This window comes from Olsenella uli (genome assembly GCF_901212655.1).
Classification (GTDB): domain Bacteria; phylum Actinomycetota; class Coriobacteriia; order Coriobacteriales; family Atopobiaceae; genus Parolsenella; species Parolsenella uli_A.
Map to the genome: position 1 here is coordinate 111607 of NZ_CAAKON010000044.1, position 21377 is coordinate 132983.

At 67.2% G+C, this 21377-nt stretch carries 18 protein-coding genes and 1 pseudogene; 12 read left to right on the top strand and 7 right to left on the bottom strand.

The annotated features are described in order from the left end of the window. Window positions 1-677 precede the first annotated feature (677 nt). Window positions 678-1076: a hypothetical protein gene (locus tag EFAMC2_RS08785; protein ID WP_154028669.1), complete on the bottom strand. Its 399-nt coding sequence runs from the start codon at window positions 1074-1076 to the stop codon at window positions 678-680. Window positions 1077-1277: 201 nt separating this feature from the next. Here EFAMC2_RS08785 and EFAMC2_RS08790 point away from each other — a divergent pair, with 201 nt between their 5' ends. The 5 genes and pseudogenes from EFAMC2_RS08790 (at window position 1278) to EFAMC2_RS08810 (ending at window position 5271) form a co-directional block, all read left to right on the top strand. Further along, window positions 1278-1574 (top strand): Ltp family lipoprotein, encoded by a 297-nt coding sequence (locus tag EFAMC2_RS08790; protein ID WP_222838578.1) that lies wholly within the window; start codon window positions 1278-1280, stop codon window positions 1572-1574. 57 nt (window positions 1575-1631) lie between these two features. Then, a pseudogene (locus EFAMC2_RS08795) lies at window positions 1632-1772 on the top strand (Ltp family lipoprotein); the annotation flags it as partial. Window positions 1773-1826: 54 nt separating this feature from the next. Then, complete coding sequence (locus tag EFAMC2_RS08800; RefSeq protein WP_154028671.1) at window positions 1827-2246, top strand: XRE family transcriptional regulator; 420 nt, start codon at window positions 1827-1829, stop codon at window positions 2244-2246. Window positions 2247-2375: 129 nt separating this feature from the next. Next, window positions 2376-4097, top strand: a complete 1722-nt coding sequence (locus EFAMC2_RS08805; RefSeq protein WP_154028673.1) for a serine/threonine protein kinase — start codon at window positions 2376-2378, stop codon at window positions 4095-4097. A 250-nt stretch (window positions 4098-4347) separates the two neighbouring features. Beyond that, the gene (locus EFAMC2_RS08810) at window positions 4348-5271 is read left to right on the top strand and encodes an AEC family transporter (RefSeq protein WP_154028675.1); all 924 of its coding nucleotides are present in this window, start codon (window positions 4348-4350) and stop codon (window positions 5269-5271) included. Between the two features lie 113 nt (window positions 5272-5384). Here the strand turns inward: EFAMC2_RS08810 and EFAMC2_RS08815 are convergent, their stop codons facing one another. The 6 genes from EFAMC2_RS08815 to EFAMC2_RS08840 all read right to left on the bottom strand — a co-directional run bounded on the left by EFAMC2_RS08815 (window position 5385) and on the right by EFAMC2_RS08840 (window position 11001). After that, window positions 5385-6002 (bottom strand): transcription repressor NadR, encoded by a 618-nt coding sequence (locus EFAMC2_RS08815; protein ID WP_154028677.1) that lies wholly within the window; start codon window positions 6000-6002, stop codon window positions 5385-5387. Window positions 6003-6039: 37 nt separating this feature from the next. Further along, window positions 6040-6894: a carboxylating nicotinate-nucleotide diphosphorylase gene (gene nadC / locus EFAMC2_RS08820; RefSeq protein WP_154028679.1), complete on the bottom strand. Its 855-nt coding sequence runs from the start codon at window positions 6892-6894 to the stop codon at window positions 6040-6042. An 89-nt stretch (window positions 6895-6983) separates the two neighbouring features. Next, the gene (locus tag EFAMC2_RS08825; protein ID WP_187325256.1) at window positions 6984-8426 is read right to left on the bottom strand and encodes an L-aspartate oxidase; all 1443 of its coding nucleotides are present in this window, start codon (window positions 8424-8426) and stop codon (window positions 6984-6986) included. Between the two features lie 64 nt (window positions 8427-8490). Beyond that, window positions 8491-9714 carry a quinolinate synthase NadA gene (gene nadA / locus EFAMC2_RS08830; protein WP_261980222.1) on the bottom strand — a complete coding sequence of 408 codons (1224 nt, stop codon included), beginning with the start codon at window positions 9712-9714 and terminating at the stop codon, window positions 8491-8493. A gap of 361 nt (window positions 9715-10075) precedes the next feature. Next, entirely contained in the window at window positions 10076-10465 is a 390-nt protein-coding gene (locus EFAMC2_RS08835; protein ID WP_187325257.1) for an HAD hydrolase family protein, read from the bottom strand. A gap of 155 nt (window positions 10466-10620) precedes the next feature. Then, entirely contained in the window at window positions 10621-11001 is a 381-nt protein-coding gene (locus EFAMC2_RS08840) for an HAD family hydrolase (RefSeq protein WP_187325258.1), read from the bottom strand. Between the two features lie 361 nt (window positions 11002-11362). On the opposite strand from EFAMC2_RS08840, the gene EFAMC2_RS08845 reads away from it, so the two are divergent. The 7 genes from EFAMC2_RS08845 to EFAMC2_RS08880 all read left to right on the top strand — a co-directional run bounded on the left by EFAMC2_RS08845 (window position 11363) and on the right by EFAMC2_RS08880 (window position 21375). Continuing rightward, window positions 11363-12361, top strand: a complete 999-nt coding sequence (locus tag EFAMC2_RS08845; protein ID WP_154028685.1) for an AEC family transporter — start codon at window positions 11363-11365, stop codon at window positions 12359-12361. An 801-nt stretch (window positions 12362-13162) separates the two neighbouring features. Continuing rightward, window positions 13163-13828, top strand: coding sequence for a MarR family winged helix-turn-helix transcriptional regulator (locus tag EFAMC2_RS08850; protein ID WP_187325259.1), 666 nt, complete (start codon window positions 13163-13165; stop codon window positions 13826-13828). A gap of 73 nt (window positions 13829-13901) precedes the next feature. Next, entirely contained in the window at window positions 13902-15626 is a 1725-nt protein-coding gene (locus EFAMC2_RS08855; RefSeq protein ID WP_261980224.1) for an ABC transporter ATP-binding protein, read from the top strand. 1 nt (window position 15627) lies between these two features. After that, window positions 15628-17652, top strand: coding sequence for an ABC transporter ATP-binding protein (locus tag EFAMC2_RS08860; RefSeq protein WP_154028691.1), 2025 nt, complete (start codon window positions 15628-15630; stop codon window positions 17650-17652). Between the two features lie 300 nt (window positions 17653-17952). Beyond that, window positions 17953-19479, top strand: coding sequence for a C69 family dipeptidase (locus tag EFAMC2_RS08865; RefSeq protein WP_154028693.1), 1527 nt, complete (start codon window positions 17953-17955; stop codon window positions 19477-19479). 601 nt (window positions 19480-20080) lie between these two features. Beyond that, the gene (locus EFAMC2_RS08875; protein ID WP_154028695.1) at window positions 20081-20482 is read left to right on the top strand and encodes a hypothetical protein; all 402 of its coding nucleotides are present in this window, start codon (window positions 20081-20083) and stop codon (window positions 20480-20482) included. 161 nt (window positions 20483-20643) lie between these two features. Further along, window positions 20644-21375: a sugar transferase gene (locus tag EFAMC2_RS08880; protein ID WP_222838581.1), complete on the top strand. Its 732-nt coding sequence runs from the start codon at window positions 20644-20646 to the stop codon at window positions 21373-21375. Window positions 21376-21377: the final 2 nt, after the last annotated feature.

The window sequence follows — 21377 nt, forward strand, 5'->3', positions numbered from 1 at the left end:
CGTCTGGCCGGATGTCGACTGGCCGGCGGTCAGAGCGGGCGAGCGGCACGGGGCGACCGGGATGAGGGGGCGACCGGGACGCGGAGACGCGGCCGTGGGACTGCTGGCGCGGTCGAGTAGCACGGTGCGAGTGGGCTGGTGGGGGGCGGCCGTGCGTCTGGCCGGATGTCGACTGGCCGGCGGTCAGAGCGGGCGAGCGGCACGGGGCGACCGGGATGAGGGGGCGACCGGGACGCGGAGACGCGGCCGTGGGACTGCTAGCGCGGCCGAGCGACCGGGATGTGGAGGGGCGGCCGCGCGACTGGTGGGGCGTGATGCCCGAGGAGCTGGGCGTCGGCATGGCCGAGCCATTGGACGCTGGTCCCGGGTTTTGCTAAGCAACAGGGCGGCATGCTTGCCGATTGTTCGGCGAGCATGCCACCCTGCTGCCGTTTGGGGGTGGTGCCTCTATTGAGTTGAGGTGAGCATGCCGCCCTGCTGCCGTTTGGGGGCGGTGCCTCAATTAAGTTGAGGTGCGCGTGCCGCCGGAGTGAGGTTCATGCCCTTCCGGATTGAGACGCAAACTCCTGCCTTGTCCGTCTTGCCTATGCCTGCCCGCGTGCACCGAGGGGGCGCCGCTCGTGCACCTCACCCATGCCGCCGCCGTCTTGCCTGCGCCTGCCTGCGTGCACCGACCCTTACTGAGCCGTGTCCTTCTGCTGCTTGTGGAGCTTGGCGTACGCGACGAAGCAGAGAGTCATCTCGACGATAACGAAGAAGAAGTACACCGGGAACAGGACCATGGCCACGGCGTAAAGGATGCCTGCCGTAAGCGCGAAGCCCGCCTTGTTCATGAAGAGGCCAAGCGCATTGAACACCACGGCGAGGACGGTGAGCGCGAGGTGCGGCATGACGATGACCGCGGCAAGCCCGGCTCCCGCTTGAGACGCGGAATCTGCCCCCGCTTGCGAGGCTGCGCCGCCACCAAACCAATACCAAAGCGAATAGATCACGTAGAGCGCACCCAATACGAGTGAGACCAAGAGCAGAACGTTCTTCTTGGGCTTTCCGGCCTGGGTGTCATTGGTTGATTCCACGATGCTTCCTTCCCACGAGGTCTTTGCGCGGGGCACATCCGCATGCTGAATGAGCCTCCTGTAACCCACGCCATGCTAATCGCCGGTTACAGCGGCCATCCTAGGCAGGCTTCAGGTTGTCTGCATTAGCTCGCGGCTAATGAAAACAACCTGAGTCCTGCCTAGAGTGGGCACCATCGTCCGCCGAAGGAAGGAATACGCATGAGCAAGAACAACACGCGCGGGTTTGCCAAGGTTGGCGTCGCGGGAGGCATCGCCGCGTTCGCCTTTGCCGCCTGCCTAGGTCTCATGGCCTGCGGCAACTCGTCGACGGGTGGCACGGCCACGAGCGGCACGGCCGCCGCGAGCTCCGAGGCTGCTGCGTCCACGGAGGCCGCCACGCCCGATGTGCCGGCAGAGTACACCTCCGCGCTGAAGAAGGCCCATACCTACAGCGATACGATGCACATGTCCAAGCAGGGCATCTATGACCAGCTCGTTTCTCAAAACGGCGAGTAGTTCTCCGCCGAGGCTGCCCAGTACGCCGTCGACAACCTTGATGCCGACTACAACGCCAACGCCCTTGCCAAGGCAAAGACCTACCAGGATCAGATGTCCATGTCGCCCGAGGCCATCCGCGACCAGCTCACGAGCGACTATGGCGAGAAGTTCACCCAGGAGGAGGCCGATTACGCCATCGCCCACCTCAACGACTAAGAGCTCAGACGCTAAGGTACTAGCGGAGACGTTTGGACGGGGGAGGGCAGGCGCATGGCAGAGCCGCTGACGGAGGAGCTGCTTGGCGAGCTTCTTGAGGCGCCGAGCCTCGATGGCTTCATCGAGGCGCACGACCTTGGTGCCCGCTCGCTCTCCGAGTATCTCAACGCCCTGCTCGAGGAGAAGCACCTCGAGCGTGCGGCCGTGGTGCGCATGGCCAACCTCAACGAGACGTTTGGCTACCAGATCTTCAAGGGAACGCGACGCCCCAGCCGAAACAAGGTGCTGCAGATCGCCTTTGCCATGGCGCTCACGCTGCGCGAGACGAACCGCGCCCTCGAGGCCGCCGGCGTGAGCTCGCTCTACAGCAAGGATCGCCGCGACGCCATCATAATCTTCTGCCTCGACCGCGGCTGCTCGCTCCAGAAGGTGAACGAGGAGCTGTACCGCTTCGGCGAGGAGACGGTCTGTTAGGGACCTCCGCCTGGTGACCACGGGCGCCTGCGTTTGGGCGCCCATGGCCTGGCTTTGCTCCGGCAGCGGGCTGGGGCGAGAGCTGACATGCCATAATTGGGGGTCACGGACACGGGGCGAGTGGGGCGTATGGACGAGCCGGGCACAGACGATCTGCACGAGGCGCTTGCCGCCCACCTGTACGAGATGAGCATGGGCGATGCTCCTGCTCGCGGGCGGGACACGCGTCGGCCTGGGGATCCGCATGGGAGCTCCGACTCAGATGCCCCTGCTCGCGAGCAAGTCGCATCCAGCCCCGGCGCCTACGCTCGTGAGCAAGTCGCGCCTGGCCCCGGCGTTGCGCCTGGCTCCGGCGTCGCGCCCGACCCTTATCGCGTCGAGCGCGTGCTCAAGGAATCCCCGAGCGAGGTCACGCAGCTCGTGTGGTATCGCGGGGCGGACGGCTCGGAGCTCGGGCCCTTCGTTCGCAAGCTCTTCGCGGCGGCCTCGGGCCTCGGGGGTGCATACCGCGAGCTCGCTGCCGCCCAGCGCACTGGCCGACGCTTTCCTCACCTGCCCAGAATCGTCGAGTGCCGCGAGCAATGCGGCGGAGACGGCAGCCCTCACGGTGCCTTCAGGCGCTGCCTCGTTGTGGTGATGGAGTACGTGCCGGGCTTCACCTTGCGCGAGGTGATCGAGGGCGCGCGCCCGGAGCGGCGCGAGCGTCTCGCCGCCTGCCTCATGCCAGCCCTCTGCGACGCCGCCATCGAGCTGCACGAGGCGTTCGACACGCCGCTCATCCATCGCGACCTCACGCCCGGCAACATCATCTGCCCCGAGGGCGACCCCACCTCTCCCGTGCTCATCGACCTGGGCATCGCGCGCTCCTGGCACGAGGGCGCCTCGTCCGACACGACGCACTTTGGCACGAAGGCCTACGCGCCGCCCGAGCAGTATGGCTTTGGCCAGACCGACGTCCGCAGCGACGTGTTCTCGTTGGGCCTCGTGGCCTTCTTCTGCCTGACGGGCCGAGACCCCTCGCCGCGTGACCGGGACTCGTTCTTTGCGGCGCCGGGCGTGCCGAAGTCCTGGCGTGTGACCATCGCGCGGGCCGCCGCCTACGACCCGGGCTCTCGGTTTGCGAACGCGCACGAGCTCAAGATTGCATTCGAGCACGCCGCGCTGGGCGGGGAGGGCGTGGCCGCCCAGGCCGAGCGCGAGGGTCGGGACACGACGCCCCAGGTGGAAGGTGCCTCCCATGCCGTGACGGCAGCTCCGGGCGAACCGAACCGCGAGCCCGAGCTCGTCGTGATGCCGGCGCACTCCGCTGCAGCCGGCTCGCGGGTTCATCTGCCTGCTCGCCCTGGTGTCCAGCCGCTAGCTTCGTCCGGCGTCCCGCAGGTCCTGCCATCGGCCAGTCGCATTCCCGGTGCCGGGATGCGTCCCTCGGGCGCTCCTGCCGTTTCTGGGCCGCAGCCCCCGGCGGCTCCCGTCGGCGCTGGCCCCACGTCCTTCCAGGAGCTGCGTCGCCGCGTCCTCGCGTTTGCCTCGCGTGTGCCTGAGCCGGTTGGCATCGTGTGGAACGTCTTGCTGGTTGCCCTGTACTTGCTGCTCGTCATCGGATGCGTCGCCAATATCGCGCGCCCCAACGCGCTCGACGCCAACCTGCCCACGTGGTATCTCGTCGTTCAATACGGCGTCTGGATGCCGGTCCTTACGGGCGCGTATCTCTATCTATTCCTGGACCGACGCCGCATTCGCCGCCGCTTTTCCTGGCTCGGCAAGCATACGGTGCTTCAGGAGACGGGCGTGTGCCTCGGCATCATGTTTGGCTCGGCCATCCTGTTGACGGTTACGTTCAATCTGCTGTAGCGCCCGCCACGGCGCCCTGACGCGGCTGCCTGCTGAAGCGCCCGCCGCGTCGGCATGACGCGGTGGCATGACGAGTCGGCCCGCCGCGTCGGCATGACGCGTCGGCATGGCGCGGTAGCATGACGCGCCCGCCTGCTGCGACTGGCCACCCACGGCTGAAATCGGCGAAAGGCGTAGAATCATCGGTGTATGGTTGATGTGAGACCTCGGTGACCGACTTCCGAGGCCCGATCCCAGAAGGAGCCACCACATGGGGTTTGCCGTCGTTGCCATGGAGATGCTTGCGATTGCCGTGCCCGTCGTGATGGGCTTCGTTGCACACAAGCTGGGACTCATGGGCCAGAAGGTCGACACGTCGCTCTCCGAGCTGGTGCTCCACATCGCCCTGCCATGCCTGCTTATCGGCGCCGTGGGTACGGGCGGCGAGCTGCCGAGCGTGAGCGACACCATAGGGCTGCTTGGCTATTCCACGGTTGCCTACGTGCTTGCCTGGGTGCTCGCGATGCTTGCTCCGCGCATTATCGGCGCTAAGGGCAACCTGCGCGGCGCGTACGGGTTCATGATCATGTTTGGCAACGTCGGCTTCATCGGTTACCCGGTGCTCTCTGCGATTCTGGGCCCCGAGGCCGTGGTGTACGCGGCCATCGCCAACATCCCCAACGCGATTCTCATCTTCAGCGTCGGCATCATCATGGTCTCCGGCAAGGCGGGCAACCCACGCGACATGCTTCTCTCGCTCGTGAACCCCACCTTCTTCGCGAGCCTCGTCATGCTTGCACTCGTGCTGTTTGGCATCAATAACCTCGGGTTTATTGGCCAGGGCTGCGCGATTGTGGGAGAGCTCACCACGCCGGCGGCGCTGCTGGTGTCGGGTTCCACGCTGGCAAAGTACGCGCCGGCCGAGATGCTCTCCAACTGGCGTGCGTATGTGGCGTCGGCTCTGCGCCTCGTGGGCGTGCCGCTGGTGGTGCTTGCCGTGTTGGGTCCGCTCATGCCCACGGGGATGCTCCGCAACGTGATCATCATTGGCCAGGCCATGCCCGTGGCAAGCAACGGCATCCTCTACTGCCTTAGCTACGGGGTGGACGAGAAGCCCATGCTGCAGGCGACCTTCATCACCATCGTGGCGAGTGTGTTCACGATTCCGCTCGTGAGCGTTCTGACGCTGATGTAGGTGCTTGATTGGTTGTGGTTGAACTGAGGCGAAATCGATAGCAACTGATAGGCAAATGCGTTTAGCTCGCAGCCCGTGGCGGGCGCAAGCGCCATGGGAGTGATCCGGGAATCTTACGCCCGCTCATCGGGGAGCAATGGGGCCAGATAGCCCTTGGAGTCCAGCGCGCGCTCGATGCGGTCGAGCGTTGCCTCGGAGTCGGCGGCGATAGTGTGGTAGTGATAGCCGCTTGTGACGGTGAGCAGGGGTGAGCTCTTGCCGCTCTCGATGTCGTTGATGAAGCGCAGGGCGTCTTTGCGGGTACGAATGCCGAGCCTCGCCTCCAGCCGGCCGTAGACGCGGTGCCACACAAAGACATCGACCACCGTGCCACCGTTCTCGAGGATGGTGAACAGCTCGTCGGAGGTTTGCTCGACGGAGTGATGCACCTTGACGACGCGCGTGGGTCGCCCGTCATGGGCGACCGAGCGTGCGGCGCCCGCCTCGTTCTCCGAGGCTCGCGTTGTGCCGCTGGCGGGCGTGGCCGCGCCGGCAGCGTCGCTCGCCTTGGCGAGCACGTACCCGCGCGCGGTGGACACGATATCGTGTCCGGAGGCGCGCAGAACCGCCACGTCGCCCACGATGATCTGCCGGCTCACGCCCAGCTCCTTTGCGAGGCGACCGCCAGAGAGCGGAGAGCTCGCGTTGCCAAGCTTGGCAAGCAGCATCTGTCTGCGATCGTGTGCCGCCATGTACACCTCCGTCTCCGTCATCGTTTGTGTGGCTATGCTAATCGAGCAACCTCAGGTGCTTCATTGATAGGTCGAGGATGCCGGCCGAGTGGGTGAGCGCGCCGCTCGAGACGAAGTCCACGCCCAGGTCGCGGATGACGGCGGCTTTCGCCTCGTCCACATTGCCCGAGACCTCTGTCTGCGCGCGGCCGGCGATGAGGGCCACGGCCTCGGCCATTGCGCCATGGTCCATGTTGTCGAGCATGATGATGTCCGCGCCCGCCGCCAAGGCCTCGCGCACCTCGTCGAGCGTCTCGCACTCGACCTCGACCTTGCGCACGAAGGGCATATGGACCCGCGCCGCCCCCACGGCGGCTGTGATCGAACCCGCCGCGTCGATGTGGTTGTCCTTGAGCATCACGCCGTCCGACAGGTTGTAGCGGTGGTTGGTGCCGCCGCCCACGCGCACGGCCTCCTTCTCGAAGACGCGCATGTTGGGCGTGGTCTTGCGTGTGTCCACGAGCGTGGTGCCGGAGCCGTCGAGCAGCGCCGCCATTCGATGCGTTGCCGTGGCGATGCCGCTCATGCGCTGCAGGTAGTTGAGGGCCACGCGCTCACCGGAGAGCAGCGCCCGCACGTCGCCGTAGACGTCGGCGAGGTGGTCGCCAGCCCTGACCTCCGCGCCTTCAGCTACGTGTCGCTCGACATGGGCCGTGGAATCGAGCAGCTGGAAGGTGCGCTCGAAGACGTCCAGCCCACAGATGACGCCGTCCTGCTTGGCGATGAGCTGCACGGTTGCGGCGTGAGGCTTGGGCATGACGGCGGTCGTGGAGACATCCTCGCTTGTGATGTCCTCCTGGAGGGCCTGGCGGATGAGCGGCTCGGCAACGAGCGTGAGGGTGATGGGGTCCATGCGTGCTCCTTAGTGACGTGCTTCCCAGCAGCGCTTAGTTCGGCCACCTACTTGGTTTCGGCTGGCTCTGCCTGGTTTCGTCCGACTGTCTACCTGGCAACGGGCTCGCGCAACGCTTCCTCGGCCGCCGTCTCTCGCTCGGCGGCGGCTTCGGCCTGCTCGCAGGCGGCGGTGCTTGCCGGGTCCGTGGCGCTGGTGCCGGCAGTTGGCTCACCTGCGCCCACAAGCTCGGCGTGCACGGTCTCGGCCGGCACACAGGTGGTCATGGCGGCGTCGACGCCGGGGGCGGCCACGCCTGCGCACCGGGCGATGTCTCGTGCCGCGCGCTGCGCGAACACGAGCCCCTCCAGCAGCGAGTTCGATGCCAGGCGGTTCTTGCCGTGCACGCCGTTGCAGCTTGTCTCGCCCACGGCGTAGAGGCCCGGAAGCGACGTCTGCGAGCACTCGGTGTCCACGTGCACGCCGCCCATGAAGTAGTGCTGGGTAGGCACGATGGGCGCCGGCTCGCGCAGGATGTCGTATCCCTCCTCGAGGCAGCGCTCGTAGATGTGGGCAAAGTGCGTCCTCACAACCTCGGGGTCGATGCGCTCGAAGCTCAGCCACTCGTGGTCCGTGCCGTCCCTGCGCATCTGTTCGGTGATGGCGCCCGCCACCACGTCGCGGGGCAGCAGCTCGTCCACGAAGCGCTCGCCGGCCTTGTTGAGCAGGATGGCGCCCTCGCCGCGGCAGCTCTCGGAGATGAGGAAGGTGCGCCCGGGCCGTTTAGACCACAGGCCCGTGGGGTGAATCTGCACGTAGTCCATGTGCTCGAGTTCGATGCCATGCGCCCGCGCGATGCTGCAGGCGTCGCCCGTGAGCACCTGGTAGTTGGTGGAGCGCTCGTACGTGCCGCCGATGCCGCCCGTGGCCCAGATGGTGTGCGGCGCGCGGATCTCGAACGTATCGCCCACGCCCTCGACGGGACCCTCCTCGGCCGAGGCGTCTACGCGGCGGGTGCGTTGGCAGACGAGGCCGGCGCAGCGCGGCCCGCGCTCGTCCGGCTCCTCGATGAGGTCCGTCATCTGCACGTTCTCGAGGATGCGCACGTTGGGGAGTTCCCGCACGCGAGCGAGCAGGGTCGTGGTGATCTCGCGGCCCGTGATGTCGGCGTGAAAGCAGATGCGCGGCCGCGAGTGGGCGCCCTCGCGCGTGTAGGCGAGGCTGCCGTCACTCTCGCGCTCGAAGCGGACGCCCAGGCTCACGAGGTCGTCGATGACCGAGCGGCTCGAGCGAATCATCACGTCCACAGAGCTGCGGCGGTTCTCCCAATGGCCCGCGCGCATGGTGTCGCGGAAGTAGGGGCGATAGTCATGAGAATCGTGCAGCACGCAGATGCCGCCCTGGGCGAGCATCGAGTCACACTCCTCGAGGCTGCCCTTGGAGATCATGGTCACGGAGAGCTCGCGCGGCAGGTTGAGGGCGGCGTAGAGGCCGCCTACGCCGCATCCGGCGATGACGACGTCGCAGGTGAGGCTGCTGATGGGATTGATCATCTTGGCTCCAATCGGGGAGCGGCCCCGTCCGAGGGCGATGCCGCCGGAAAGTCGGGTTGGGGGGTTACTTCGCCGAATACTCGAGCATGCGCTCCAGCGGCAGGCAGGCCGCCGGGGCGAGCTCCTCGGGCACCTCGACCTCGTGGCCCGAGGAGTCGCGCAGGCAGTCGAGGAGCTTGGGCAGGGTTACCATCGCCATGTTTATGCAGGTAGGCGTGGTGGCGGGGAAGTAGAACGTGGCATCCGGGCGGAGGCGCCGCAGCTCGGCGGCCACGCCCACCACGGTGAGCACGATGAACTCGGAGATGTCCGGGTGGCTCGCGGCGAAGTTGATGATGCCCTTGGTGGAGCCAATGAAGTCGGCCTCGCCGAGCACCTCCTCGGTGCACTCGGGGTGGGCGAGGACGGGTGCCTCGGGGTGCGCGAGCTCGAGCGCCTCAACCTGGTTACGGTCAATCATCATGTGGCGCGGGCAGAAGCCCTTGTTGAGGATGACGTGCTTCTCGGGCAGCTGCTCGGCCACGTAGCGGCCGAGGTTCTGATCCGGGATGAACAGCAGGTGGTGCTGGGGCAGCTCGCGACAGATCTTGAGGGCGTTGGAGGAGGTCACGCAGACATCGCTCCAGGTCTTGATCTCTGCGGTGGAGTTTACGTAGCACACGACGGCGAGGTCCTCGCCGTACTCGGCGCGCGCGGCGTCCACGTCCGCGCGGCGCACCATGTGGGCCATGGGGCAATCGGCCGCCGGCTCCGGGAGCAGCACGGTCTTGGCCGGGTTGAGCAGCTTGGCAGACTCGCCCATGAACTCCACGCCGCACAGCACGATGGTCTGTTGGGGCAGGTCCACGGCGAGGCGGGCGAGGGCAAAGGAGTCGCCCACGTGGTCGGCCACGGCCTGGACCTCGGGCGGCACGTAGTAGTGGGCAAGGATCACGGCGTCGTGCTCCTGCTTGAGGCGATCGAGCTCACGCCTGAGCTCGCTGGGGACGGCGCCCTGTGCCGCTGCGGGGGAGGAAGTCTCCGCCACTGCCATGCGGGTGGCGTTCGGCCCGGCGACCTCTGCTTGCGCCGCCGCCGCGCGGGTGGCCACGTTCGGATCGGCAACCCCTGCCTGGGCCGCTGCCGCGCGGGTGGCTACGTTCGGATCGGCAACCCCTGCCTGGGCCGCTGCCGCGCTGGTGGCGTCCGGCGTGGCGGGAACGGTCGCTTGAGATGCGGGGGAGACGCCCGCCCGCTCTGCTTTTCTGTCAGTCTCTGGTGCCTGCTGCTGGGCGGATGCTGTGGCCATGGGGCCTCTTCCGACGTGTCGACGCACCCCTGAGGGGTGCCGTTCGCCAGCAGTATGGCACCTGACATGACAGGTGACAAGACACATGTATAGTTTTGTGAAGCGGTGGGACCGTGCGAGGAGGTGGGACCGTGCGAGGAGGCGGTGCCGTGTGAGGAGCGTGGGGCCGTGCGAGGAAGCGGGGCCGTGCGAGGAGCGTGGGGCGGACTCGCGCCGGAACTGGTCCCCGGCGCAACGATGCCGGTCGCGGGGCCCGGGCGGGCCAAGCGGGTGGGGCTCAGCTCTGGACCTGGCCCCCGGCGGAACGATGCCGGTCGCGGGCCCCTACGGGCGGTTCCGCGCGAAGGTTGCCCGGGACGGTTTAGAGGTGCTTTGCCAGCCAGGAGGCGATGCTGTCGTGCTCGCAGGTGTTGCAGATGGCATCCGCGGCAGCCTTGACCTCGGGCGTCGCGTTGCATATGGCTACGAACGCGGTGGCGCGCCCCGTCACTGAGAGGTCGTTGCCGGAGTCGATCATGCTCATGGACAGGCGCGATGCCACGTCGATTGGGTTGAGCCTGCGGGGCTCGGCCACCTCGTCTCCCGAGCCGCCGGCAAGCCGCTCATTCTCGGTGAGCTGGTTCTGCTGCTCGGCGAAGTAGGCGGCCTTGCTGCGCTCGATGTAGCTTGCCGTCTGCGTGTGCGGGTTGAGCGCGCCGCCGTTGGCCTTGAGCAGGTCCACGAGCTCGAGCGCCTCGGGACGCGGAATCACGTGGGAAAGGCCATCGTCTGCGGGAACGGAGTTCGCCTCCGCCGTGCCGGGGTGCCGGGGCGCGTCGGTTGCACCTGGCTCGCCCTGTCCGGGCGCGCCGCTCGTGCGCTGCCTGGGAGCGCCGATACCCCTCTTGCCGCGCGGCCCTCGCCCTGTCAGAACTGGGTGGATGCGCACTGCTCGTCCTGCCCGGACGTTTCGGCCACTCGCGTCTCGCTCTGCCCTGACGTTTCGGCCGCTCGCATCTCGCTCTGCCCTGCCGTGACGATTGCTCGTGCTTCCCCTCGCCCGGTCTTGCCCTGGCGAGCGGGCTCCACGCGAGAGCCGTTGAGCAGGATGCGCCAGTCCAGCCAGGGGGCGCAGGCGCTCTGCTCGCCCAGCATCCAGCGCGGCCTGCCCGACGCCACGACGATACGCACGCCGGCGTCGTGGGCGCTCTGAAAGGCGCGTGCCACGGGGCCGTTCACTTCCTGCTTGAGGGGGGTGGGGAAGACGGTTCCGTCCAGGTCAAAGGCGATGAGGTCGAAGTTTGGCACGATGCGCTCCCTTTCTCGCGGTTTCCTCAGCCATTGTGCGTGCGATTCGCTGGGCAGCGTCTGCTCGTCGCCCCTGGAAGCAACGCCTCGTGCCGCTTGAGGGGCGGCGCTTCCGGTCGCCTCTCGCGCCGCTTGTGGGCCGGATCAGTCTGCCGGTCTCGTTCTGCTTGCATGTCGGGCCGGCCTCCGAATGGTTCGCGGCTTGCATGCCGGGCAGGCTCCCGGTCTGTCGCTCGGCGCGCCTCTTGCCCTTCAGGGCGGCACCCGCCATCCCTCTCGCTACCGTGGCGATTCCGCGACGCGCTCGACAGCCGGCTCGTCCCATGCAACCATGACCGGGGAAAACGGGAGGGAAACCTGCATGGACAACCTGATATTTAGCCTCAACGCGATGATGCCGCTGTTCCTGCTCATGGTGGTGGGCATGGTCCTGCGCGCTGCCGGCGTGGTGAACGCCGCCACGGCAAATGGCATGAACCGGTTCGTCTTCACGGTGGGCATCCCCGTCCTGCTGTTCCACGACCTCGCCACCACGGACCTCTCTCAGAAGTGGGACTCCGCCTTCATCCTCTTCTGCTTTGCGGCCACGCTTACGGGCATCGTGGTGTCCTACCTTGTGTCCCTGGCATTTCGCAAGACGCGCTACCAGGGCGAGTTTGTGCAGGCGGCATATCGCTCCAGCGCCTCGATGCTGGCCATCAGCGTCATGCAGAACATCTACGGCGAGCCGGGCGCGGCCACGCTCATGGTCATTGGCGCCGTGCCCCTCTACAACGTGATGGCCGTGGTGATCTTGGTGCTGCTGCAGCCGGTTTCTGACGGGGAGGGGAGCGGCGCCTCTGGCAAGGCTGGTTCCTCCATGTCGAACTCGGGGAGGCTGACCCGCGCCACGCTCGTCGCCACCCTTCGCGACGTCGTGACCAACCCCATCATCATCGGCGTGCTTGCGGGTGTTCTCTGGGCGCTCGTGGGTCTGCCCATGCCGCCCGTGCTGGACAAGACGCTCGACAGCATTTCTAATACCGTGACCCCGATGGGCTTCGTGGCTATGGGCGTGCTGTTCGACGCCCGAAAGGCCCTCGCCGTACGCGGCCCCGCGGTCCTCGCCACCTCGCTTAAGCTCGTCCTGCTTGCGGCGCTCACCCTGCCGATCGCCGTGCTCGTGGGATTCCGTGGCCAGGAGCTCGTGGCGGTTCTCGTGATGATGGGCTCTGCCACGACGCTCTCTTCGTTTGTCATGGCGCGCAACATGGGGCACGAGGGCACGCTGACCTCGAGCGTTGTCATGCTATCCACGCTGCTCTCTGCCTTCACGCTCACGGGTTGGCTCTGGGTGCTGCGTACGCTTGCACTTATCTAGCGACGTGGGTCGGGCGCTGTGCGCTTGCGTTTAATTTGCGGCGTGCGCTGTGCGCGCTCGCCTAATGCTGTTCTGCGGGCGTCTTCAGGGCGGCCTCCAATTGAGCCACCCCTTGTTCTTGCCCGGGGTGCCGTTCGTTGTGGCCTATGAGTTCCCGCAGTGCCTCGCGCCCTTTACAGTGAGTGCCTGGAACGCCTTGCGCCCTCCTCTGCGAACGCCCGGTTCGGCTGGCATTCTTCTCTGCGGACAGTGGACAGTGGGCAGTGGACAGTGGGCAGTGGGCAGTGGGCGGCGGGCTGCGGGCTGCGGGCTGCGGGCTGTGGCTGAGGGCTGTGAGCCGTGCGCGCCTGATACCTCTGATGCCCTCCTCTGCACCTTTCGCTCTGCCGACGTTTCGGCTCGGGGCGTCTGTGCCCGCCCGCGTGGCTTTCCCTTGCCCCCGAGGCGCTTCGGATTGCCCTCGAGGCGTTTCAGATTCGCTCGTGTTTGAAAATGAATCGTTTTGCCGCTATCGGACGGCGTATCCGAAATCGCGTTTTATGAAACCGCAGGTAGATTGATTGGCATATTTCAAGAAACCCATAGTACCTTGATGAGATGCGAGCAAACTGTTCATTTTCAAACATGGGGCTCTTCCGCTTGTCTTTTTCTGGGCTCATGGGTACGATTTCGGACTACAGATAGTACGGAATCGTATTAAATGGAGTCCATATGGCAGCTGATTCGCTGAATCCCATGCCCCTGAGCCCTGAGCCGGCCCGCCCGAGCGAACAACTTGAAGGCGCCCGCCCGTCCGCGCCCTTGAGCTCCGGGCTGGCCGCCAGCTCCAGGCCCGGCGTCACGGACACGGACATGCCCTGCGAGGGGACGGGGGAGCCGGTCGCCCGTGTTGAGCCCGGCAGGGCGGACACGGGCATGCCCTGCGAGGGGGCAGAGGGGCTGGCCGCCAGCTCCAGGCCCGGCGTCACGTGCCCGGGTTCGCCCCGCAAGGGAAACGAGGGACTGGCCGCTCGCGACGAGCCCAGCGTCACGGACCTGGACATGCTCTACAAGGAGACCGACGAGCTGTACGACCGCCTTGCCCGCGGCTGCGGCCTCTCCGAGAGCGCGTACTGGATCCTCTATGCCATCCAAGTGGCCGGCGGAGAGGACGTGACCCAGCGCGACATCGCCGACCGCCTCTCCTGTCCCAAGCAGACCATCAACTCGGCGGTCCGTACACTCGAGGCCCGCGGCCTTGTGTCGCTGGACTTTGCGCCGAACAACCGGCGCAGCAAGGTGATTTCGCTCACGAGAGAGGGCCATGCCTTCGCTGAGGAGCGCATCGTGCCCGCCATGGAAGTGGAGGCCAGGGCCTTCGCGCGTCTGGAGCCGGGCGAGCGCGCAGAGTTCATTCGGCTGGCCACGAAGTATGCCCGGGCCGTGCTCGAGGAGATGACCGAGGAGGAGGTGGGCAAGCATGACTAGCCCGTCGACCGTCGCCCAAATCCGGGTCGCGCCGACAAGCAGGCGCGGCGCCCTTCGACTGCTCTTGCGCCTCATGGCCCCTTACAAGGCGCTCGCCGCCGCTACGCTCTGCGCGCTCGTGCTGGACATGGCCGGCATGCTCTTCGTTCCCACCGAGCTTGCGGCCATGATCAACTCCGTCGTGGCCACGAGTGGCAATGACCTCGCGCGTCACGGCGCGGCCATGCTTGCGGCGGCGCTCTGCGGCTCGGGCGGCGCTGTGGTGGCTAACCTGCTCGCGGCGCGCCTCGCGGCAAACGTTGGGCGCGACCTGCGCATGGCCGTCTACGACGCCTCGCTTGCCTTCTCGGGCTCGGACTTCGAGCGCTTCGGCACGGGCTCGATGGTCGCGCGCACCCTCTCGGACGCCAACGTGGTGCAGCAGGCGCTGCTCATGGGCATCGTCATGATTTTGCCTGTCCCGGTGATGTGCATCATCGCGGTGGGCCTCGCCTTCTCCATCGACCCGTGGATGGGCTGGGTGCTTGCGGGCGTGGCCCTGGCGATGCTCGCCGTCTCGGCGGTGGCGGTGAGCCGCTCGGCTCCCATATTCACTCGGCTCCAGGGCTTCGTCGACCGCATGACCACGCGCCTGCGCGAGACGGTCACGGGCATCAGGGTCATCCGCGCCTTTGGCCGCGAGGACCAGGCGCGCGAGCGGCTGGACGCCACCTTCGAGGAGTACGCCGAGAACGCCATCCGCGTGAACGCGATGTTCGCCACCGCGGACTCGATGACCTTCTTCCTGGCGAACGGCGTGGAGTCTCTCGTGCTGTGGCTCGGCGCCAACCGGGTGGGCGCGGGCGCCATGCAGGTCGGATCTATCACCGCGCTCATCGAGTACGCGATGCTCATCATGTTCTTCATGATGATGGCGCAGTTCGCGATTCTGCAGGTGCCGAGGGCCATCGCCTGCCTGCGCCGCGCGAGCGAGGTGCTCGCCGTCGTGCCCGAGGTGGCGAACCCGGAGGAGCCACACCAGCTCCCGAAGACGGCCCCGTGCCCTGCCGCCCGCCTCGCGCCGGACGTCGTTGCCGCCTTCCACCACGCAAGCCTCCGCTTCCACGACGCGGACGAGGACACCTTGCACGACCTCGACTTTGTTATGCGCAGAGGTACGCGTACGGCCATCATCGGCAACACCGGCTCGGGCAAGTCAACGGTGGCGAAGCTCCTGCTGCGCTTCCACGACGTCACCTCCGGCTCGGTGGAGCTCGTGGGTGAGGACGTCCGCGCCGTAACCCAGGCGAGCCTCAGGGGCCGCATCGCCTACGTGCCGCAGCGGGCGTGGCTCTTTAGCGGCACCATCGCCGAGAACCTGCGGCACGGCGACCCCGACGCCTCCGACGAGCGCCTCTGGCACGCGCTCGACGTGGCCCAGGCGGGCTTCGTGCGCGAGCTGCCAGACGGCCTCGGCACCCGCGTGGCCCAGGGCGGCTCGAACTTCTCGGGCGGCCAGCGCCAGCGCCTCGCCATTGCCCGCGCGCTGGTGCGCAGGGCAGACCTCTACGTGTTCGACGACTCCTTCTCCGCGCTGGACTACAAGACCGACGCGGCCCTCCGCCACGCCCTGGCAGGCGAGCTCGCGGGTGCGGCACAGCTCGTGATTGCCCAGCGCGTGAGCACCATCCGCGACGCGGACCAGATCGTGGTGCTCTCAGACGGCGCCGTCGAGGGCATCGGGCGGCACGAGGAGCTGCTCGAGAGCTGCCCAACCTACCGTGCCATCGCCGAGTCCCAGGAGAGGAAGGGGATGTGACATGAGCGGAGAACTCGACCTGGACCGCGGCGCCGACCTGGCCCGAGGCGCCGACTCCGGCAGTGGCGGCGACCTGGACCGCGGTGCCGATTCGAACCACGGCGTCGACGGGCATCGCAGCCTCGACCTGGACCGCGGCGCCGACCTGGCCCGAGGCGCCGACTCCGGCAGTGGCGGCAACCCAGACCGCGGTGCCGATTCGAATCGCGGCGTCGACGGGCATCGCAGCCTCGACACGGCCGACGAGTTCGCGGTGCCCGAAGACGCCCTCGCCACGCTCCGCCGGCTCTGGGGCTCCGCTGCCGGCATGCGCTGGCGGCTCGTGGTGGCCGCGGCGTCCGCCGTGCTCTACGTGGTGGCGAGCCTCGCGGCGCCTGCCTACAGCGCCCACGTCGTCGACCTGCTCTGGACCAACATCGCACGGGCGCGCGAGGCGGGGGAGGGCTTCGTCGTGACGCTGGACAACGGCGGACGCGAGATCCTCACCTTCCTGGGCATCTGGACCGTGGCCTGGGCGTTCTATAACGTGCAGGTGCAGGTCATGGCGAGCTTTGCCGAGCGCCTCAACCTGCGGCTTCGCAGGCAGATTGCCGCCAAGCTCGAGCGCCTGCCGCTCGCCTACTACGACGCGCACCGCCCCGGTGACACCCTGAGCCGTGCCACCAATGACCTCGACAAGCTCTCCGAGGTGCTGCAGCGCGGCCTGCTCCAGCTGCTCATCTCTGCCTGCATGCTCGTGGGCGCCGTCGTCATGATGACCTCGCTCAGCGCCCCGCTTGCCGGCGTGTTCGTGGTGGCCGCGGGCCTGAGCGTGCTCGTCACGGGTGTGGTCTCGGAACGCACGCTCAAGGCGGCGGCAGAGCGCCAGGCCGCCGTGGGCGAGCTCACGGGCCGTGTCGAGGAGGCTTACAGCGGGCGCGCCGTCATCTGCGCCTTCGGTCGCGAGCAGGCGAGCTCCCGCGAGCTCGCAGAGGCGGCCGACGCCGTGGCCCGCGCGAGCGCCCGGGCAGACTTTCTCACCAACGCCGTGGGTCCGGCAGTGCGCTTCATCGTGCGCTGCTCGTTGGTGGCCATCGGCGTGCTGGCGGGCGGCATGCTGCTTGCCGGGCGGCTCACCGTGGGCGTGTTCCAGGCCTTCTTCCAGTACGTCAACTCGGCGAGCGAGCCCCTCTGCCAGCTCTCGATGACGGTGGGCATGCTCCAGGGCGCCCTCGCTGCCGCCGAGCGCGTCTTTGCCCTGCTGGACGAGGCCGAGGTGGAGGCAGACCCCGCCGAGCCCGCCACCTGCCCCGAGCCGGTGCGCGGGCGCGTGGCCTTCGAGCACGTGCGTTTTGGCTACCAGCCGAACAAGCCCCTCATGCGCGACGTGTCGCTCGTGGCCGAGCCCGGCCAGAAGGTGGCCATCGTGGGCGCAACCGGGGCGGGCAAGACCACCCTCATCAACCTGCTCATGCGCTTCTACGAGGTCGACGGCGGCCGCATCACGCTCGACGGCGTGGACACGCGCTCGATGCGCGCCCGGGACCTGCGCCGCCACTTTGGCATGGTGCTGCAGGACGCGTGGCTGTTCGAGGGCACCATCGCCCAAAACATCGCCTACGGACACCCCGGTGCCACGCGCGAGCAGGTGGAGGCCGCGGCCCGTGCCGCGCGCGTGGACTTCTTCGTGCGCACGCTGCCCGGCGGCTACGACACCGTGCTCTCCAATGACGCCGAGGGCGTGAGCCAGGGCCAGCGCCAGCTGCTCACCATAGCCCGCGCGATGCTCAGCGACCCGGCCATCCTCATCCTGGACGAGGCCACCTCCAGCGTGGACACCCGCACCGAGCGGGCCATCGTGGAGGCCATGGAGCGCCTCATGGCGGGGCGCACGAGCTTCGTGATCGCGCACCGGCTCTCCACCATCGTGGACGCCGACCTCATCCTCGTGATGGAGGCGGGCACCATCATCGAGCAGGGAACCCATGACGAGCTCGTGGCCGCCGGCGGCGCCTACGCCGAGCTCTATCGCTCCCAGTTTGCCTAGCGCCACACGCTTCCCGCACGGCCCGCTTCCCGCACGGCCCGCCTCCCGTTCCGCTCGGAAACCGCATGCCCACGGAATCCGTCCCCCGAACCGCATGCCCACGGAATCCGCCGTGGGCGTTGCCTGCGGCGCGCCGTCACACGCCCCCGAACCGCATGCCTGCGGAATCCGCCCCTGCGCGGGTGCCCCATGCGCGTAGAATCTCGTTCGGAAACGTTTCGACTACCGGCTGCCCCCCGAATCGGCGCGTGCAGGCAACGCGCCTCGTCCGCACGGCGGCCACAACAGATCGGAGGCACCATGGCCTGCACGACCATCCTCGTTGGCAAGCGGGCGAGCTACGACGGCTCGACCATCATCGCGCGCAACTGCGACTCGGGTAACGGCAGCTTCACGCCCGAGAACTTCGTGGTGGTGCAGCCGGCCGAGCAGCCGCGCCACTACAAGAGCGTCCTTTCCCACGTCGAGTGCGACCTGCCAGACAATCCCATGCGCTACACGAGCGTGCCCACGGCAACCGACGGCGAGGGCATTTGGGCCGAGGCCGGCATCAACGCCGCCGACGTGGCCATGACCGCCACCGAGACCATCACGAGCAACGAGCGCGTGCTCGGCGCCGACCCGCTGGTGGAGCTCGTGCCGGCCAAGGGCACGGAGGGCGAGGAGGGCTACGAGCCCGAGGTTCCCGGCGGCATCGGCGAGGAGGATTTCGTCACCCTGGTGCTCCCGTACATCAAGAGCGCGCGCGAGGGCGTGCTGCGCCTGGGCAAGCTCCTCGAGGAGCTGGGTACCTACGAGATGAACGGCGTGGGCTTCTCCGATGCCGACGAGATTTGGTGGCTCGAAACCGTGGGCGGCCACCACTGGATTGCCCGCCGCGTGCCGGATGACGTCTACGTGACCATGCCCAACCAGCTGGGCATTGACGAGTTCGACCTGGACGACGCACTGGGAGAGGGCGAGAACTACCTCTGCAGCGCTGACCTGCGCAACTGGATGGCTGCCAACCACCTGGACCTCACGATGGACTCCGAGGGCCTGGGCGCCGACGGCGTGCATGCGCGCTTTAACCCGCGCGAGGCCTTTGGCAGCCACTCCGAGCGCGACCACGTCTACAACACCTGCCGCGCCTGGTACATGCAGCGCACGCTCAACCCGAGCGACGACTGGGACGGCCCGGACGCCGCGTGGCGCCCCGAGGACAACGACCTGCCCTGGTGCCGCGTGCCCGAGCGCAAGGTGACGATTGAGGACGTGAAGCTCGTGCTCTCCAGCCATTACGAGGGCACCGAGTACGACTGCTACGGCGACCGTGGCACCGACGCCACGCGCAAGCGCTTCCGCCCGATTGGCATCAACCGCCAGAGCCACCTCGCCGCGCTGCAGATTCGCCCCTACGCGCCGGCGGGTGCCCGTGGCGTGCAGTGGCTGGCCTTTGGCTCCAACGCCTTCAACACGATGGTGCCGATGTACACCAACATCAACCGCACGCCGGCGTACCTGAGCGGCACCACCAGGCGTGTGACCACGGACTCGCTCTACTGGGAGAACCGCATCATCGCGTGCCTGGCGGATGCCCACTACAACGACAACGTCAACACGATTGACGCCTTCCAGCAGAAGACGATGGCCTTTGGCCACCGCGTGCTGCGCGAGACGGACGCCCAAGTTGCAGATGTGGCCGAGGGCGAGCTGAGCGCGCTGCTCGAGGCTGCGAACGACCGCGTGGCAGATGAGCTGCGCGAGGAGAACGACAAGCTGCTGGACCAGGTGCTCTACACCTCCAGCATGCATATGCGCAACGGCTTCTCCCTGTCGGACCATTAGGGGAGATGCGCTCTGGGGCTGGCGCCGTGCCTGGGGCGCCAGCCCGCCCATGCTGTGATCTCGATATCGGCGAGTCCGCAGTGGCTACGCTGGGTGCGGGCGGCGCGATTGTCTTATGGTCGCTAGTTTCAGCTAGCGACCAAAAAAGCATACTGCCAGCAGCTGGTGCTATGAGCAGGTAAAACGACTGTTAAGGCTCTGATTCCATAAGCTTGCTAAAGAGCATGCAACAGATTGCTATAGGGGCCCTGTCTATAATGGGAGGGGTCTGGAAACCCCATCCAACCGAGCCCCGCGCGTAAAGCGTGCCCCGCTGGGAATGTCGTACAAGCGCAGGGCGATGAATACCCCGTTCCATGTAAGGAGGCCCACGGGCTTCCGTGGGCGTAGCCGTGCGCAAACGCGCCAATAGGTGCGTCCCGCCCACCGCACCCAAGGAGGCAGCCATGTGGTACGCCGTACAGGTCGAGACCGGCAAGGAGCGCGTCACGCTCGAGCAAATCTGCAAGGCCGTCGAGCTTGCCGGCCTCGAGGGCGTGGTGAGGGAGGCCTTCGTCCCCACACGTGTGGTGTTCGAGGCCAGCTCGCCCACGCACGGCGCGTGGAGAGGCCGCTCTTCCCGGGCTATCTCCTCCTTGACGCCACCCGGCGCGGCATCGCGCAGGTGGCCAGGGTGGTCCACGAGACGCCCAAGTTCGCGAAGGTCCTCACATACGACGGGGTATTTCTGCCGCTCCTTCCCGAGGAGACTGACCTGATCTGCGCGCTCACCCAGCGCGGCGGACGCTCGATTGACGTGAGCGAGGGCTTCGTGGAGGGCGGCAGGGTAGTGGTGGTGGCCGGCCCGCTCGTGGGGCAGGAGTCAACCATCAAGAAGGTCAACCGCCGCAGGCGCGCGGCCCTGGTGGAGCTCTCCATCTGCGGCAGGCGCGTGGAGGTTGAGCTAGGCCTGGAGCTCATGAAGCGCAATCGGGAACGGGTGCAAATGCCGGCGAGCGCCTGAAGGACCTTCTGGACCAAAACGAGGTTGCCGGCGCCATGTTCAAGATGAAGAACGACCCGCGCGTCACACACAATCTCAGAACAGCGATCGCTTAGCTGCAAGCGTGCACCAAGCAAGACAGAGAGGGCCTTCGGGTCGGGGGAGTGGTGTTGGGAGAGAACGTGCAAAACAGTCAAATGGGTGTTGGGGCCGGCGTTGCGGCAAGCACGAGCGCGGTGAGCCTCCCAGGCTCGCGCGAGTTCGCCGCAGAGTCCCGTGCGCTCGACACGAGATCGCTTGGCTATCGCTTCGTGAAGCGCACCTTCGACATAGGCTTCAGTTTCTGCGTCTGTGCCGTTGGGCTGATTCCCGGTGCGATTCTCTGCGCCTTCATCGCGGCCGACACCAAGGGCGCGCCTATCTACGCGCACGAGCGTGTGGGGCGCTTCGGCCGTCTCATCCACGTGCTCAAGTTCCGCTCCATGGTCGCCGACGCCGACAACGTGGAGAAGTACCTCACGCCGGCACAGATTGAGGAGTGGCACCGCGAGCGCAAGGTCACTGACGACCCGCGCATCACCAAGCTGGGTGCGTTGCTTCGCAAGACGAGTCTCGACGAGATGCCTCAGTTTATCAACGTGCTCGCGGGCCAGCTCTCCGTGATCGGGCCCCGGGCCATCACCTACGAGGAGCTCGGGCACTTCACGCACGAGCAGCAGGTGCAGGTGCTCGCCGTTCCCCAGGGCATCACCGGCGCGTGGCAGTCGGGCCCACGCAACCTCGCCACATTCGACAATGGCCTGCGTCAGAAGTTCGAGCTCGCCTACGCGCGCGGCGCGAACCTCAAGGTCGACTGGCGGGTCTTCTTCAAGACCTTCAGCGTCATGTTCGGCAAGAGGAAGACGGGGAGGTAGCG

What these genes read in the sequence shown, in the direction of transcription:
- EFAMC2_RS08805 (WP_154028673.1), top strand. Translation starts at nt 2,376, where the DNA reads ATGGACGAGCCGGGCACAGACGATCTGCACGAGGCGCTTGCCGCCCAC.
- EFAMC2_RS08825 (WP_187325256.1), bottom strand. Translation starts at nt 8,426, where the DNA reads ATGATCAATCCCATCAGCAGCCTCACCTGCGACGTCGTCATCGCCGGA.
- EFAMC2_RS08815 (WP_154028677.1), bottom strand. Translation starts at nt 6,002, where the DNA reads ATGGCGGCACACGATCGCAGACAGATGCTGCTTGCCAAGCTTGGCAAC.
- EFAMC2_RS08860 (WP_154028691.1), top strand. Translation starts at nt 15,628, where the DNA reads ATGAGCGGAGAACTCGACCTGGACCGCGGCGCCGACCTGGCCCGAGGC.
- EFAMC2_RS08845 (WP_154028685.1), top strand. Translation starts at nt 11,363, where the DNA reads ATGGACAACCTGATATTTAGCCTCAACGCGATGATGCCGCTGTTCCTG.
- EFAMC2_RS08865 (WP_154028693.1), top strand. Translation starts at nt 17,953, where the DNA reads ATGGCCTGCACGACCATCCTCGTTGGCAAGCGGGCGAGCTACGACGGC.
- nadA (WP_261980222.1), bottom strand. Translation starts at nt 9,714, where the DNA reads ATGGCCACAGCATCCGCCCAGCAGCAGGCACCAGAGACTGACAGAAAA.
- nadC (WP_154028679.1), bottom strand. Translation starts at nt 6,894, where the DNA reads ATGGACCCCATCACCCTCACGCTCGTTGCCGAGCCGCTCATCCGCCAG.
- EFAMC2_RS08810 (WP_154028675.1), top strand. Translation starts at nt 4,348, where the DNA reads ATGGGGTTTGCCGTCGTTGCCATGGAGATGCTTGCGATTGCCGTGCCC.
- EFAMC2_RS08800 (WP_154028671.1), top strand. Translation starts at nt 1,827, where the DNA reads ATGGCAGAGCCGCTGACGGAGGAGCTGCTTGGCGAGCTTCTTGAGGCG.
- EFAMC2_RS08855 (WP_261980224.1), top strand. Translation starts at nt 13,902, where the DNA reads ATGGCCCCTTACAAGGCGCTCGCCGCCGCTACGCTCTGCGCGCTCGTG.
- EFAMC2_RS08790 (WP_222838578.1), top strand. Translation starts at nt 1,278, where the DNA reads ATGAGCAAGAACAACACGCGCGGGTTTGCCAAGGTTGGCGTCGCGGGA.